Raw genomic sequence first — 15473 nt, 5'->3', positions numbered from 1 at the left:
GCATCCTCGCACCTGGGACGGATCACTGCCCGGGCCTCGTCCGGATCGCTGACCACCCTTCAAGCAGCAGGAACAGAGCCGCGGTGGCGAGCAGCGCCCCCGCCAGCGACTGGAAGTGGATGGTCAGCAGGCTGAGCGGGGTGACGGTCTGCTGCGCGGCGTTCTGGATCGGACTGAAAGCTTCGCCGATGGCCCCCCACAGGCTCCAGGAGAACATGCATCCGGTGCCGAGCCAGGCCGCCGCCAGCGGCACGGCGAGTCGACCGGTGCTCCTGCGGCGCGCCAGGGTCAGCACTCCGGCGACGCCGACCAGCTCCAGGAGTCCGTGCGCGGCCTCCATGACGCAGCCGGCCAGGGTGCGGCCGGCGACAGCCTGCGGGGGCACTCCGGCGGTGCCGCCGCCGGCCCAGTACAGGTGGACGGCCGCGGTCAGCATGGCCAGGCCGCACACCCCGGTGACCAGAACCTTCACGGTCCCGCCGCTGACCCCGCGAGCGAGCCCGGACACCCGCACGGTGAACAACTCGGGCCAACGGGACCGCAGATGCAGCACGAAGGCGATCGCCAGCCCGACGCCCTGCCCGGTGAAGCCGGCGTAGACGAACCCGTAGACCCACGGATGCACGAGCTCGCTGGAGCCGCCGCTCAGATGTGATCCCGTCAGCGCGGTGGCGAGGAAGGCCGGCGGTGCGCCGAGGGCGATCAGACCGAGGAATCCGGACGCGACCCACATCGGGAAGACCACGAGCCAGGCCGGGACGCGCAACCCCCAGCGGTAGGTCAGCGTGAACGCGGTGAGCAGAGCGACGGCGTCCATGCCGAGGGTGAGGGCGTTGAGGCCGAAGAAGAGGGAGCTCTTGGCCACTTCGGATCCGCCGGTGCCCACCGTGCTGCCGGACAGCCAGGCAATCTTGATGCTGAAGTAGGGGAGCATCGCGGCGACGGTACCCCAACAGGTGATCAACCGGGCTCGGCTGGGTCGGGGTACGGCGGCGGGGGTGGCTTCTGCGTCGTGCACGAGTGTCTCGGACATTAACGTCCACGATCCCGATCGCCGGAGGGCCCTACATCCCCCGCCCCGGTCGAGCCCCTCCCCCGCACGGGGGATCCCTGACGGCCGCTGCCGTCAGGGCCCCGGCGCCGGTCTCACCGCTGTGCCGCGGCCGCGACGTCCACGGCGTCCGCTGCGTCCGCGGCGCCAGTGGGCCACGCTCAGCGGCCCAGGGCCGGGACGGCACGAACGCCGAGATCGCCGCGCAGCTCTTCATCGCCACGGGGACGGTGAAGAACCACGTCGCGAGCATCCAGCGCAAGCTCGGGGTGCGGAACCGGGTCGGCATCGCGGCCTGGGCCTCGGAGCACGGCGTCTGCCGTCCCTGACCGAGGACCAGCCGGCCCGGTCGCCACCGCGGGGCTACGGCCGGGACAGGATGCCTCGTGCCAGGTTGGGAAGCCTCGCGGTCTGGAAAGCCCCGTACACGCCATTGGCGACCAGTTGGAACTTGACGCCTTCACGCCCCTGGGGACGTTCGTAACCGTCCGGCACGAAGCGCTGGTAGTGCTCGCTCGCCCGCTGGAAGAACTGCGGGCGCTCGGCGCGGGAGAGATATCCTGAAAGGCCGAGGAGGAACAGGTAGTGACGGACCATCCGGGAGAAGAGGAACGGTGCGGCGTCCGCGCGGCCGTACTTGTCCAGCAGCCCAAAGCTCTCCTCGTAACGGTCGAAGACGTCGAACTGCGTCGCACCGGGCGATTCCGCGGGGTGCTGGGTGTGCCTGCGGCGGATCTGCACGCAGTCCCACTTCAGCGCGGCGACGCGATCCGCCGCCAGCATGACGTGGTGCACGACGGCGACATCGTCGTGGAGACCGTCGGGGAAGGCGAGCGCGTGCCCGGCCCAGAAGTCCCGCCGGATCAGCCGGTCCCAGATGTAGGCGGGAGCCTCGAAGAGCTCGGGCTCACCGGCCGGGTCGAAGGGCCGGGCGTCCAGTCCGCCGAGCAGGTCGGTCGCACCGCCCGGCCAGGACCGGCCCTTGTGGAGGCGCGTGTGGCCGAGCAGCAGGACGTCCGGTTCGTCGCAGGTCCGCAGGCGGTCGGCCATGGCCTCCAGCGTGCCGCCCCAGAGGACGTGATCGGCGTCGAGGAAGAGCAGGTACCGACCGGTCGCCCGCTCGGCCCCCGCGTTCCGGACCCGGCCGATGCCGGCCACGGAGTCCAGCCGCACGACCGAGACCCGCGCCTCGCTCCGCGCCCACGCATCGACCACCTCGGCGGGGCACTCCGGTGACTGGTCCGCGACCAGGACGACTTCGACGTCCTTGAAAGCCTGACTCAGGATCGACTGCAGGCAGGTCTCCAGGACTCCCCGCGGGTCGTATGCGGCCACTACTACGCTGATCAAGGGTGAGCTGAGCACGACATGGAACATAGGGTGCCGCTTACGCAGCCGACAAGATCGACTGTGGTGCAGCCGTGCATCGTTATGCAACTTTGCGCAAACCTTCACAGGGCTTCCGCACCTCACGCCCTGCGGGCGTCCGCCCCGCTGCGCAGAAGGGCGTCGCACGCCGAAAGGCGGCCCACCCACGAGGGGTGAACCGCCTTGTCAGGCCTGCTATCTGTTGCAGGCTCTCGGAGCAGTCGTCAGCGCAGGCTGTCCCGCAGCCGGCGCAGCGTCCGTGCCGCGTCCGTCAGGCCCGCCGCGTCCGCCTCGGCGGCGGCCTTGTCGAGGCGGTCCTGCGCCGCACGGGACCGGTCCAGGCCCCGGCCCTCCACGAGGGCCGCCAGGCGGATCGCCTCGAACCGCGGCGGGGCGTCCGCGAAGCCGGCGCGGTCGTAGACGGCGATCGACTCTTCGAACGCCGCGAGGGCCTGCTCGGCCTGACCCACCGTCGCGTGCACCTGCCCGCGGGTGAAGCAGCACTGCGCCCGGTCGACCTCCACGCTGCGGAACTGCTCGCGCGCCGCGTCCGGGAACTCCTCGCGCAGCCGGTCGGCCCGGTCCAGGTAGCCGAGGGCCTCCTCGATCGCCTCCGCGCCCCGGGCGTCGATCGCTTCGAAGGCGAGGGTACGCAGCGCGTCGGCCAGGTCCGGGAGGCACGGTGCCTCCGCGTTGGAAGCCAGGGCACGCTCCAGCGCGGCCCGGGCGCCGTCCCATTGGCCTGCCTGCGCCAGCGCGCCCGCCGCAGCCGCGGCGGCCGAGGTCAGCGTCCTCTTGTCCGGCCAGCGGCTGACCGCGTCGGCCAGGTGCAGGAACTCCCTCGCAGCATCAAGCGGCTCCCCCAGCGACAGCAGGGCGTTGGCCAGATCGCCGCGGATCTGCGCCGTCAACTGCTCGGCCGCGGACGGCGCCGCAGCACCCTCCGCGCCCTCAGCGCCCTCCGCGCCCTCCGCGTCCGCGAGTTCCTCGCTCTTCACGCTCTTCGCGGCGGCTGAGGAGACCGAGTCCAGCAACGACTCAAGGACGGCCACCGCATCGCCGATCGCGCCCTGGGCGCGCAGCGCCCGGCTCAACTCCCACCGCGTCTGCCGCGCTTGCTGCGCGCTTCCCTCGCGGTCCAGGCGTGCCGCCGCCTCCGAGAGCGCCCGCACCGCTGTCTGGTGCTGCCTCGCCTGCAGCGCCATGCTGCCGAGCATCCGGTGCAGCGGCGTCAACTCGTACGGCGCGACGTCCGAAGGGGCCTCCGCCAGGCCTCGCTCGAGCTCGGCCACCGCCTCGGCGTGCCGACCCTGCGCGCCGAGCGTCAGCGCGAGCAGCAGGCGGGCGCGAGGCAGTCGCCACGTCCAGTCCCGCTCAGTGAAGATCGCAATCGCCCGACGGGCGGAAGCTTCGCCCTCCACCGGCGCTCCATGCGTGGCCTGGAACTCCGCGAGCACCTCATGGGTCATCGAGACCTGCGGCGCCCGGTCGGCGGCGCTCCCCTCGGCGATCACCGCCTCGGCCTCGGTGGTGAACAGCTCGGCCCAACGGGCGTGCTGCTCCGGCCCGCCGGCCCGCAGCAGCGCATGACGCGCCGTGAAGACCCGGCACTGCCGCACCACGAACTTCCGGTTCAGCGTCTCGCGCTCCCTCTCCGACGCCTCCTCCGCGTCGCCACCGAACCCTGCGGCGAGGAGGGCGTCGACGCGTGCCAGCAGCTCGTCGAGGACGGGCCAGGCCGCCTCCGCTGCGGCAGAGGCGTCCTCGACATCGTCACGGACGGCCTCGCACCAGGCGAGCCGCGCCTCGGTAGCGATCACCCGGGCGGGCCTGTCGATCCGCGCATAGTGCTCCGCGGCCTCGCGCAGGTGGGCCGCGCAGGCATCCCAGTCCTGCTGGTCGGCGTCCTGCTTGTTGGCCGCGCGTTGCGCCAGCTCCGAGGCGATCTCGCCGGGCAGCAGGTCGTCCACGTCGGCGGCGTCCGCACCGCCGACCCGCTCCAGCACCGCGTCCCACAGGACGCGGGCGGCGGGGCCACCGATCAGGTCCAGGCGGCGCAGCTCGGCGACGAGCTCCGTGAAGTCCTGCGGCACCTCGGTGGCCGCCGAGGCCGTCGGGGCCGCCGTGACCGACACCGGTTCGGTCCCGGCGGCGGCCGGCCGGGCCAGCGCCGACGTCTGCACGCCCAAGTTGAGCGGCGCTGTCAGCGGTCGGGCGGTGAGCCGTTCCCGACGGCGCGTGGAGATGTTGTCGTTCCCGTTGCGGGTGTCGAAGCGCGCCGCCAGCTCGTCGGCCTGCCCGGCGACAGCGTCATGGAGCGACGAGACGGTCCACTCCCTCCCGAGCGGCCCGGCGCACGGCAGTTCGCCATAGCCGGTTTCGACCAGCCGGGCCAGCAGCACCTCGACGCCGGTGAGGAAGTCGAGGCGGCTGGACGGAGCGGCGGTGAACCCGAACGACGCGCGGTTCTGTGCCAGCAGTTCGAGACCGCGCGCCTCGTTCCCGGTCAGTGCGCAGAACTCCAGGTGCCGGCCGATCGGGGTGAGCTCCGCCTCCTGCCCGCGCACCTTGCGGTAGGAGGTCAGGTGCGTGGCCCGGGCTTCGTCGAGCTCCCCGAGCCGCAGCAGCGGCAACAGCGCCAGCGCCTGGCTGTTGTGCGGCTCCTCGTCACAGCTGTGCTGACCGTCGAAGGTCGGCTGCAGCTCCGCCAGGCCCAGCCGGTCCTGTCCTCGCCGGAAGTGGTAGGCCGCGCGTGACCGGGCCTCGCAGGCGGCGCAGTCGGTGAGCGGCGTCCGCCCGCGGGTGGCCCACAGTTCGTAGGCCAGCTCCTCACCCTCGCCCAACTGCCGTGCCAGAAAGAACTCCTGGGCGTAGACCGGCTGCAGGTCGTGCCCCTGGGCCTGGTAACGACGCCGCATCTCCGCGATCCAGCCGCGGATCGAGGCGAGCGGCACGTCCGGCGTGACCAGCAAGCCGGAGGTGACCCACTTGAAGTACCAGAACAGCTGGTAGGTCTCGTTCTCGTCGAACGCCTTCGGGTTCTCGTCCCACAGCCGCAGCAGCCGGGCGAACGCGACCGGGTACTTCACCGCCTCGCCGCTGCCGTGATAGGCGCGCATCAGCTCCACCAGGGCCGAGACGGTGACCTCGTCGTCGCCGAACGCCTCCGCGGCCTCGACCAGTTCCTCGGCGATCGCGGCGGTGGCCCGGTCCTTGGGCCGTTCCCGGTTCTCGCCCAGGGCCTGGAAGAACTCGTCCCTGGTGGTGGGCGTGGTGGGCGTAGTGGGTACGGTCATGACTGGGCATCCCCCTGTCCGGTGACGGCCGCCTGCGCCGCGAATTCGAGCAGGCCCAGGAACGAGCGGTTGAGCAGCGCGTGGTCCGACGGCCGCAGCGGCCGGCGGGAGAGCAGCAGCGCCTGGCCGTAGAGGGCTTCGATCGCCGTCTCCGACAGTTGCGGGTCGGCGGTCCCGGCCAGCTCCGCGAGCTTGCGGATCAGCGGGTTGAGGTGGTTGACGATCAGCTGGGCACGTGGCGCGGACGAGCGCAGCGAGCCGAGGATGCCGGCCCACAAGTCGTCCGCTCCCGCGGACAGTTCGCTGCGCCGGCGTTCGTGTCGGGCCTCCCGGTTGTCGACCAGCATCGCGGGCACGCCCACGGGCTGGAAGGAACGCAGCGCCACGTCCGTGTCGAACCGGTCCAGGACCGCGCGGGCGCGCGCCAGGAACGGAGCGGCCGCCAGTTCGGCCGTGGGGTCGACGCTGTCGAGGTGCGCGCTGACGGTCTCGGGGTCCAGGTCCGCGACGGTGACGCCGGGGCGCACCTGAGGGAGCTGGTGCACCAACTCCCGGTCGTAGACGTAGCCGCCGTTGACCACGCCCAGCCCGGCGGCGGCGGCGATCGGCGCGACCTGCCGGAACTCCTCCACCGTCTGCGTGACCAGCACCATCGGGTGCGCGCGGGCGAACTCGTCCAGGCTGACGGTGCCGTCGGTGGTCTCGAAGGGCAGCCACGGCAGCAGCAGCTTGAGCAGCTGGTCGTCGTAGCGGGCCAGCGCCTTCACCGCGAGGTGGTGCACGTCCAGGAAGCGGCGCAGCAGCGCCAGGTCCGAGGCGGCCAGCCCGGTCAGCCACTGGCGCACGCGCTCGCCGATGGCGTCGCGAACGGCGGCCAGCGTCTCGTCCTCGTACAGCGCTTCCCGGGAGGCGGTGGGGCGCAGGCCCGTGGTGTCCACGACGCAGGAGACGAAGAAGGCCCAGTCCGGCACCAGTTCGGTCGCCTGGTCGGACAGCAGCATCCCCTTGAGGTGCACCCGGTTGCCGGACCGCTTGGTCGGGTGCGCGGGCGTCGGCAGCACGAAGGCCACGCCCTTGAGCCCGACCAGCGGGATGTCCAGGTCGATGGTGTCCAGCGGGGTGAAGTCGAAAACGGACTTGCCGTAACCGGCCAGCGCCTCACGGCGGGCGAGGGGCGAGCCGTACGTCCGCTCCCACACCGGCGGGGTGTCGTTGACCCGGATCCTGTCGTCGTGCCGGTCCACCACGTGGACCTGGTACCGGAGCAACGACCCGAAATGCCGGGCCAGATGCACGACGCGGTCCGGCTCCAGCCACTCGCTCCCGTCGGCGCGCGGGGTCAGCGTCACGGTGGTGCCGGGCTGCGGGACCGAGCCGGCCGGCAGGGTGCGAATGCTGTACGTGCCGTCGCTGCGGCCGCGCCACTCGACGGCGGGTGCGCCCGCCTCCCTGGCGCTGCGCGAGACGACGGTGATCTCGTCCGCGACGACGAAGCAAGCGAGCAGGCCGATGCCGAACTGGCCGATGAAGTCGGCGCGCGCGGCGGACAGGTCGAGTCCGCCGTCGGCGTTGCGCTTGGAGGAGCGGCCGATGGTCGCAAGGAAGGTGTGGACGTCCGACTCGGTGAGCCCGATCCCGGAGTCCTCGACGACGATGCCGCCGCCGCTCGCGCCGGTGCGGATGGTGATCTGCGCGGGGGCCGCAGGGTCGAGCAGTCGCCGCGCGGTGATCGCGTCGACGGCGTTCTGCATGAGCTCCCGCAGGTAGACCTTGGGAGAGGAGTAGAGGTGGTGGGAGAGCAGATCGACGAGGCCGCGCAGGTCGACCTGGAAGGTGTGGCCCGGCTGGGGTGTGGTCACTGGAGTGGTTCCTACTTCCTCTTCTTGCATTCCTGCCGTGCCGCGGCGAACACCCGGCCCGCATCGCCGACGTAGGCCCAGGGGAAGCGGGTCGGGTGTTCGCCGATACGCCCGAACAGCTCGTGGGCGGTGCGATGGTCGCCCGCCATCCAGAACGCCATGGCGAAGGCGTTGAGCGCGATGTAGGGCGATTCGGTGGGGGCGAACTCCGGGTGCAGCACCGACGCGGCGGCGGCCCCCTTGAGTTCGGCGAGGACCTCGGTGCGGCGCATGTAGGCGGCGTCCTCGCCCTTGGGGAGATCGAGCCAGCGCTCGATGTGCGCGTACGCGGTCAGCATGCCGATGCCGCTGCCGGGCGGGGCCTGCGCGAGCGACTCGCGCGCGAACGCGTGCATCTGCTCGTGCGAGCCGCTCCACTTCGCGCACACCTGCTGGAGCATCGACGCGTGCAGGGCCACATGATGCGGCGCGCGCCGGACGCCCGCCTCGAACCGCCGCCGGCTCACGTCGTGGCCGTGCTGCAGGCCGCGCGAGGAGGTCGTCAGGGAGCACCAGGGGGTGGCCGACTCCGGATCCAGCTCCACGGCGGCGTAGAGGTGGTCTTCGGCAGTGCGCAGCCGCACATGGAAGATCCGGAACTGTTCCTGCTGGACGTGGGAGGCGGAGGCGCGCCCGCGCGCCTCCCAGGCCCAGGCGACATGCCGGACGCCGGCGACGGTGCGAGCCATCGGGTTGTCGGGGTGCTTCTCGGGGAGCCCGAGCAGGAAGTCGCCGCCCATTTCCTCGACTCCGCTGATCAGCCAGGTCAGCCGGGCGTGGTCGTCACGGTCCCGGCAGGGCAGCAGGATCGCCTCCATCGCGGGCCAGTCCTCGGCCAGCACGGCCCTCCGAAGCGCCGCCAACTCCGGGTCGCCGAAGTTGGGATCGATCGCCACCGGCTTCGGCCCACGGGCGGCGGTAGTGGACTGACTGCGGTTCGCAAGCGCGCGAACGGCCGCGGCGCCCCCGATCAAGGCAGGCACCAGCAGCGGAATGCTTGACACGTCTTCCCCTCCAACGGCCGCCCCGGCGGTTCGCTCAGTCGGCAGCCGCAGGGTAACCGACTCCTCTGACGGCGCGACACCGGGTTCTGCGGGGCTCCACCGCAGTTGACAGCCCGTATGCCCGGGTCTGCTGGCGTCCGTCTGAATCCTCCCCGGCGACCCCTCGTCCGTTCCGGCGCTCACTGCTGTGGCGGTTCGTCCGCCCCCGGGACGAGGACTGGGACATCCCCGGCTTCGACTTCGGTCACCCGGTGAGCGCCGAAGAGATCCACCAGGCGGTGGCCGACTCCGTGGCGGACCCGCAGTGGAGATCTTCGTTCATCTCGTCCTGGCGATTGATCGCCCCCTGGGCGGTCGTGCGCAGGACGGTACCCCAGTCGTCGACCCCGCAAAGGGAGATTGCCGCGGCCTCAGCGCGTTGGGCGCTCAGTCCCGCCTGCCGCCGAAGATGTTCAGGAAGAACAGGAACACGTTGAGGATGTCCAAGAAGATCGAGGCGGCCAGGAGCGGTGCCGAGGCGAGGTTCTGCGACCGCCGCAGCCTTTGGAAGTCGAAGAGGGTGAATCCGGCGAAGATGACCAGCCCGAGCACGCTGTAGATGAGTGAGCTGTGCGGGATCCGGACGAAGATCGCCACGACTCCGAAGACCAACAGCGCCAGCAGCGCCCAGAAGCACACCCGCGCCAGTCCCGACAGGTCACGGCTGGTGGCGTATCCGGCCGAGCCCAACGCCGCGATGAACAGTGCCGTCGCGCCGCCCGCCTGCCACAACGCGCGCGGATCGGCCGTGGCGTAGTAGACGATCGTCGGGGCCGTGGCCAAGCCCATGAGCAGGCCGAACGCGCCGAGTAGCGCCACCGTCGCCTGCTGGGAGCGGGTGGCGGTGAACCGCATCGCGATCAGGCACACGAAGGCGCCGATAAAGGCGATGATGCCCGCGCCGTGGGCGAGGTTGCGGCCGATGTAGGCGCCGAGGGCGAACAGGCCCGCGGTGGCCGCGACGAAGGTCATGGTGCGCGCGAACAGGGTGTTCGTCGAGATCCCGTAGCCCCTGCGGGCCGTTGTCGTGTCGTACATGATCCTCCTCTAGCCACGTGCCGGAGCACCCCGCAGCCGGCGGCTTCGATGACCCGCCCAGCATCGCCGTGTACGGCCCCCACACGGCGGACGACACACCCAGCGCCCTCTGACTTCAGGCCCTTCAAACGCGGCCTGCCGCACTTCGAGGATGCCTTCCGACGGCGCTGCTCGCAGCCCAGCCACGTGCCGACATCGGGGGGGCCGCAGTCGTCTCACAGCCCATCCGGGCGGAGCGGAGCGCGCCCCTGCCCTGCACAGGCCGCCCTCCGAGTTCACGTCGGCAGGGGCAGGGGATCTGGCGACGGCGACGGTCGTCCCGCGATAATCGTCGACGTGGAGGAGATCGAGGTCGTCGTCGCCCATTCCGAGCGCGCGACCCTGCGCGTCGGCGATATGTTCCTGAAGATCGACGCTGATCAGACGCGCACCGACGTCGAGGTCGAGGCGATGGCTCTGGCGCCGGTCCCGACTCCGGAAATCCTGTGGCGCAAGCCGCCCGTGCTCGCGCTCGCCGCCCTCCCAGGGACGGCACTCGGCCGCCTCGGCCAGCCGTCGAGCGCGTCGTCCGCGGCGTGGGCCGCGGCCGGTGCCGCCACGCGCATGCTGCACGACGCGCCGCTGCCGCCATGGCCCGGCCGGAGCCTCGACGAGATCGCGGCGCGCCTCGACGGCGAATGCGAATGGCTCGTCACGAACGGCGTCCTTCCCGCCGACCTGGTCACGCGCAACCGCCGGCTCGCCGAGGCCGCGCTCCGTCCGTGGACAGCGGTGTTCACGCACGGAGACCTGCAGGTCGCCCACGTGTTCGTCGACGGCGACGAGATCACCGGCGTCATCGACTGGTCCGAGGCGGGCCAGGGCGATGCCCTGTACGACCTCGCCATCCTGACGCTCGGACACGAGGAGCACCTCGGCGACGTCGTCGCCGGCTACGGCACCGACGTCGACCTCGACCTCGACCTCGACGTGATCCGCGCGTGGTGGTCGCTGCGAAGCCTGCTGGCGATCCGCTGGCTGGTCGAGCACGGCTTCGACCCGTCCTCGCCAGGCTGCGAGGTCGACGTGCTGAGATCCCGGCTGTGAGGCTGCACGAGCGGCTCGACGGTGGTCGGCAGGGGCAGAGTCGCCGACGCCAGCGCGCGCCCGGGAGGACTCGAGCGCGCGCTTCGTGACATTTCACAGCCGGAGTGGTGTCGGCTAATTCGCGTCGCGGTAGAACTCGGCGTTGCCGTTCGCGGTCTGCGCGGTGTAGACGACGGGCCCTGTCGCCGCCGGGACGGTGCCGGCGGTGACGGCGAGTCCGCCGGACACGGTGTACATGGCCTCGTCGAAGGCCTGACCGTTGATCGGCGTCTTGCCGACCGCGAAGACGGCGACGCCCTTGCCGTTCACGACCGAGCAGGAGATGTAGTCGCCCACCATCGACCCCTGCGTGGTCGAGGCGATCTGGGTGAGCGACATCGGCCCGGCCACGGTCTGCGCGGCGCTCCAGGTGGAACCGCCGTCCGTGGAGGAGACGTAGCCGACCTCCAGCTGGCAGGTCGAGGTCGTGCAATTGGCGTTCGGGTAGAAGTAGTAGTAGAGGCCCACCTTGGCCGTGGCGCCCGACGTGGCGTGGTCGACGCCGATGCCGGGGATGAAGTGGTCCACCCCGCTCGTGGTCGCGTCGATCGGCACCCGGGTGACAGCGGACCAGGTCGAACCGTCGGTCGACGTCGAATAGACGATGTCGTTGGACGTGCAACTGGTCCGGAAGCGACAGTCCTGCCAGGCGACGTAGACCTTGCCGGAGGCGTCGATTTCCGCGCTCGGCAGGCCGCCACCGTCACGCAGGCCCCCGGCGACCGTGTGCGTGCTGATGCTCGACACCAGCTTGGTCGAGTTCCACGAGCCGCCGCCGTTGGTGGAGGTGAAGGCGCGGATCGAGGTCCCGTTGGTGGAGAAGGGCACGACGACGGTGCCGTTCGGCTGCACCAGCGGCTGTCCGCCGAGGCCGTGGTTGCGGCTGCCGGACGGCGACAGCGGGGCGGACCAGGTCGCACCGCCGTCAGTGGAGGTGCTCATCACCACGAGGTTGTTGGAGGAGGTGATGTCCACCTCGACGTAGCAGTTGCCGTAGTGCGGGCTGGTCGGGGAGTCGTCGCAGACGATCCACTCCTTGTCGTACCCCTTGCCGTTGTTGCCCACCGCGAGCACGGGGCTCTGCCAGTTGACGCCGTCGGACGAGCGGCTGACGGTCACCCCGGCACCGTTGACGTTCGCGTCGATCACCAGGCCGGACACCATCCAGGTGCCGTGCTTGGCGTCGTAGGCCACGGCCGGGTCGGAGACCCGGGCCCAACTACCGCCCTGGTAGACGGTGATGCCGGGCAGCATGCCGTGCTGCCAGGTCGTCCCACCGTCGGTGGAGGTGTTCCAGCTGATATCGGAGGCGCCGCCATCGGTGAACCGGCCGACCTGCGAGGAGGTGACGATCGTGTTCCCGTAGGCGAAGGTGTCCGGCTCCAGCTCGGTGGCGTGCTGGCTGGTCGAGTTGGTGAACGGGTCCGTGCTCACCTGGGTCAGGGTGACGGCCGCGTGCGCGGGCGCCGCGCCGGCGAGGAGCAGCCCGCCGAGCGCGGCCGCGGCGGCGGCGAAGGCGGCTAACGGTCGCCGGGAGAGGAACGTTGGCACAGAACATCCTTTCGTCAGCCCGACGTTGCCGCCGGACGGGAGGGTGAAGGACGTTCACGCGAGGTGCGTGCGTGTTCGCAAGTCGGCAGTCTCACTTGCTTCCTGACGCCGCGCAAGAGTCTTGACGCCGCACCGGTTCGGGCTCCGGGGCGCGGGGCGCGCTCGGGCTGGGGCCTGGGCTCGGCTGAGGTTCTGGCCCGCCGGTCGGGGCCGATGCGGCCGAGCGGGTTCCCGGCGGGAAAGGTTTCTCATCGACTCGCTCTCGGCAGCGGTCCCACCCCGCTCGAACTGGCAGATCTCCGGTTGCAGCAGGTCCGCATCATCTCCGTGCGCGTCCGCTTCTACCAACATGCGACCTGACCATGCTGAATGAATGATCGACACCCGCAGAGCTGCGGGAGGAGGCCGACCCTATCCAGGCCCGAGTTCGTCATGGCCGAGCGGAAATGAAATGAGTGGGTCATCGACCGATATCTGGGGCAGTAGCGCCATGACCGCGGGCCGCTTCGTTGATCGCCATTCGGCCACCTGAGGCACATCGTCGGCTCGGGCCGTACTTATGGGGGGCCCACCTCCCCCCGGGCGGAGGGACAACCCCCCGTCCTGGGCAGGTAACCCACGGGTGCCTTCACCTGTAAGGATTCGGTGACCCAGTCGCCTTGACCTTTTGGGATCCAGATGAACCCCTTCGCACAGCCCTCAGCGGATTCGCGACTCCAGACCGCTCGTTCAGAAGCCCCGCTCGGCCGGCTGAAGCTCAAGAAGAAGCTCTCTGCCGTGCTCGCGACCACGCTGCTGGCCGCCGGGGCGGTGACACTGAGCGCCCCGTCGGCACAGGCCGCGTCCTGCGGCTCTGATCGGATCATGGCCAGCGTCCCGACAACCCTCAAGACCACATACGGCGCAACGCTTGGCACGTTGTACCTCGGCTACGTCCCCAGCTGCCGCATGATGTACGCCGAAGTGCACTGGGACGACGCTTCCATCACCAACTCCGGCCCCGGTTCAATTTGGATCGAAGATGCCAATCACAACCAAGGGGGTAAGAAGTACTACTCCAGCAAGTACCAGCAGATCAGCGGCGACTACTGGACCTCCAACTTCGTTCCGATCGACAGCTTCGGCTACAACTACTCGATGCCGCACGTGTATCTGTCCTGGGCGCATGGCGTGTTGCACTTCCCGCCATTCGTCTACCCCAAGTGCCTGACCAACCACGACTTCCATGGCAACTATCACAACTTCTACACCGGTTACAACGACAGCGGCCACACATCCGAAGGCTGCTGACGGCATTGTCGCGGCGGCTATCGAGATTGATCTGCTCATTCACGCCTGAGAACTCGAATGGCCGGCTCGGGACTCTGCGGTGTTGAGACCCTTTGAGCCGTAACAAGAGGCCCCCGACGCCGAGTGCTGGCGTCGGGGGCCTTCGTGTTGATGGCTGCAGTAGGTCAGGCCGCGTCCAGCGTCGCCGCGCCCACCACGCTCCCACCACCCGGTCAGCGCAGCCGCCGAGCCGACGGCAGATACGCCACTCGGCAGCGCCGCAGGAAGGCGCGTAGGTCTCGTCTCGCCGGTTCAGCAGAACAGAGCGGGGCTCGCTGCCCAGAGCACGCGAACGGCTTCGCCGGCGGCTCTATACGGGATAGCCGATCTGAGCGGCGTCTTCAGCGAGGTCCTCGAGCTGCACCGCCGGGTTCAGCGCCGAGACGACCTCCTGCGTCAGCGGCTCGAGGTCGTAGACGTGCTGGACAGCCTCGAGGGCCGGCGCCATCTCGTAGTACTCAGCGGCAAACTCCACATAGGCCTCAGCGGTGCCCTCCAGAAGCAGCCCGAAGAGCCATTCGGCGCCGTCGGCGTCATGCTCGTCCTTGTCCGGGATCTCGACATCGCCGCACCTCCACGCGGAGTCCCTGCGCTCCCTCCACAGACAGACGGTGGCCCGCTGCACGCCGTTGCGGTCGAGGAATGCCGGCTCGCGCTCAAGGTGGCGGAAGGCGTCCGGAAGGGATTCGAAGAGTCCCGGCCAGGGTTCCGGAGGCGACACGCGATAGGAGTTGATCGGCGACTCGTGATAGCACGCCTGGGCGTAGACCCCGGCCCCACCGAAGACGACGGCGTAGTCGTTGCCGCACCCGTCGCGCATGGAGGCGAGTTCCTCGGATGCGCCCCACTTCGTGTCGTACGAGTAGTACCGCCATGGCCATTCGGGGCTGAGGACAGCGTCCAGCATCGCCATCGCCTTCGACCGCGCCCGCACGGCTTCCGGGTCGGGCAGCTGCGCAATCACGCCATGGACAGTCATGGGCTTATGCAAGCAGACACCACCGACAGAGCCGCGGTGTGTCTCCGAACCGGCGATCACGAAGGGTCGTGTCGGGCGTTGTGGCGCCCCATGGACAGCCACAGGCAATCGGGTGTCCCCCGGCGCCGCCCCAGGGCAGAATGATCGCATGGCCACTCTGTCTGGATGTCGGCGCTCCCGGCAAACCCGGATGCCGAGGTCATGAAGGTTGCCGAGGGGCTGCGTTGAGGCAGCCCCTGGGGCGGGCCGCCCGGGGGCGAGATGAACGTCGACCGAGACGGCTAGCGCGGCGGACAGGCGAAGCAGAAGGTCGGACGTGAGCGGGAGCGCGCCTCCGGTCTCGATCGCCGCGACCTCGTCCACGGTGCCGGCGAGGCGTGCGGCGAGATCACGCTCGGTCAGGCCCAGCTCGGTGCGACGGTCGTAGAGCAGCTGTCCGAGAGCCCTGGCCAGCCGGGTCTGCTCTCGCTCCGCAACGATCTCAGGTGGGTCGACCGAGCCGTCGGCGACCTTCTTCTCGCGGGCCAGGTGCCAGCGGGCGTGGTTCACGGGTCCTCCTGGCAGGCGTGGCGACTGCAGGTCTCGTGAGCGGGCGACGAGTGGCTCGCCTCACAGGTCTGCTTGACGGTCCTGGCGCGCTTGACCTCGGCGTCCTCGCGCATACGGGTTCTGCGGAAGACCGTCATCAGCACGAGACGGCGTCCCGGGGCCAACCAGTAGCTGATCCGCAGTGTGCATTCACAGACAGAGGCGTCGAGCCGGTTGGCGCGAGGCGCATCGGCGCCGAGGCGCATC

12 protein-coding genes are annotated in these 15473 nt (G+C 70.3%); 3 read left to right on the top strand and 9 right to left on the bottom strand.

Going from position 1 to position 15473, the window contains the following annotated elements; translation table 11 throughout:
- Window positions 1-22 precede the first annotated feature (22 nt).
- Complete coding sequence (locus ABIA32_RS30220; protein ID WP_370102394.1) at window positions 23-934, bottom strand: hypothetical protein; 912 nt, start codon at window positions 932-934, stop codon at window positions 23-25.
- 86 nt (window positions 935-1020) lie between these two features.
- Between ABIA32_RS30220 and ABIA32_RS30215 the strand changes: the two genes are divergently transcribed.
- On the top strand, window positions 1021-1380 hold the full coding sequence (locus ABIA32_RS30215) for a response regulator transcription factor (protein ID WP_370102392.1): 360 nt from the start codon (window positions 1021-1023) through the stop codon (window positions 1378-1380).
- Between the two features lie 34 nt (window positions 1381-1414).
- Here the strand turns inward: ABIA32_RS30215 and ABIA32_RS30210 are convergent, their stop codons facing one another.
- From ABIA32_RS30210 to ABIA32_RS30190, 5 genes are all read right to left on the bottom strand, one after another.
- A complete protein-coding gene (locus ABIA32_RS30210) occupies window positions 1415-2416 on the bottom strand; it encodes a glycosyltransferase family 2 protein (protein ID WP_370102389.1) in 1002 nt (333 codons plus the stop codon).
- 227 nt (window positions 2417-2643) lie between these two features.
- Window positions 2644-5715: a hypothetical protein gene (locus ABIA32_RS30205; RefSeq protein ID WP_370102387.1), complete on the bottom strand. Its 3072-nt coding sequence runs from the start codon at window positions 5713-5715 to the stop codon at window positions 2644-2646.
- A complete protein-coding gene (locus tag ABIA32_RS30200) occupies window positions 5712-7604 on the bottom strand; it encodes an HSP90 family protein (RefSeq protein ID WP_370102384.1) in 1893 nt (630 codons plus the stop codon). The genes ABIA32_RS30205 and ABIA32_RS30200 overlap by 4 nt, the downstream gene beginning before the upstream one ends.
- On the bottom strand, window positions 7586-8617 hold the full coding sequence (locus ABIA32_RS30195) for a hypothetical protein (protein ID WP_370102381.1): 1032 nt from the start codon (window positions 8615-8617) through the stop codon (window positions 7586-7588). The genes ABIA32_RS30200 and ABIA32_RS30195 overlap by 19 nt, the downstream gene beginning before the upstream one ends.
- Window positions 8618-9043: 426 nt before the next feature.
- On the bottom strand, window positions 9044-9694 hold the full coding sequence (locus tag ABIA32_RS30190) for a Bax inhibitor-1 family protein (RefSeq protein WP_370102378.1): 651 nt from the start codon (window positions 9692-9694) through the stop codon (window positions 9044-9046).
- Window positions 9695-10030: 336 nt separating this feature from the next.
- Here ABIA32_RS30190 and ABIA32_RS30185 point away from each other — a divergent pair, with 336 nt between their 5' ends.
- Entirely contained in the window at window positions 10031-10780 is a 750-nt protein-coding gene (locus tag ABIA32_RS30185; RefSeq protein WP_370102375.1) for an aminoglycoside phosphotransferase family protein, read from the top strand.
- A gap of 114 nt (window positions 10781-10894) precedes the next feature.
- Here the strand turns inward: ABIA32_RS30185 and ABIA32_RS30180 are convergent, their stop codons facing one another.
- Window positions 10895-12370 (bottom strand): sialidase family protein, encoded by a 1476-nt coding sequence (locus ABIA32_RS30180; protein WP_370102373.1) that lies wholly within the window; start codon window positions 12368-12370, stop codon window positions 10895-10897.
- A 678-nt stretch (window positions 12371-13048) separates the two neighbouring features.
- On the opposite strand from ABIA32_RS30180, the gene ABIA32_RS30175 reads away from it, so the two are divergent.
- The gene (locus ABIA32_RS30175) at window positions 13049-13660 is read left to right on the top strand and encodes a hypothetical protein (RefSeq protein WP_370102372.1); all 612 of its coding nucleotides are present in this window, start codon (window positions 13049-13051) and stop codon (window positions 13658-13660) included.
- A 349-nt stretch (window positions 13661-14009) separates the two neighbouring features.
- Here the strand turns inward: ABIA32_RS30175 and ABIA32_RS30170 are convergent, their stop codons facing one another.
- On the bottom strand, window positions 14010-15227 hold the full coding sequence (locus ABIA32_RS30170; protein ID WP_370102370.1) for a hypothetical protein: 1218 nt from the start codon (window positions 15225-15227) through the stop codon (window positions 14010-14012).
- Window positions 15224-15472 carry a hypothetical protein gene (locus tag ABIA32_RS30165; protein WP_370102367.1) on the bottom strand — a complete coding sequence of 83 codons (249 nt, stop codon included), beginning with the start codon at window positions 15470-15472 and terminating at the stop codon, window positions 15224-15226. Before ABIA32_RS30165 ends, ABIA32_RS30170 begins: the two co-directional genes overlap by 4 nt.
- Window position 15473: the final 1 nt, after the last annotated feature.

Source organism: Streptacidiphilus sp. MAP12-20, assembly GCF_041262525.1.
GTDB lineage: Bacteria > Actinomycetota > Actinomycetes > Streptomycetales > Streptomycetaceae > Streptacidiphilus.
The sequence above is the reverse complement of the archived record's forward strand: the minus strand, read 5'-3'. Positions and strand labels throughout refer to the sequence as shown.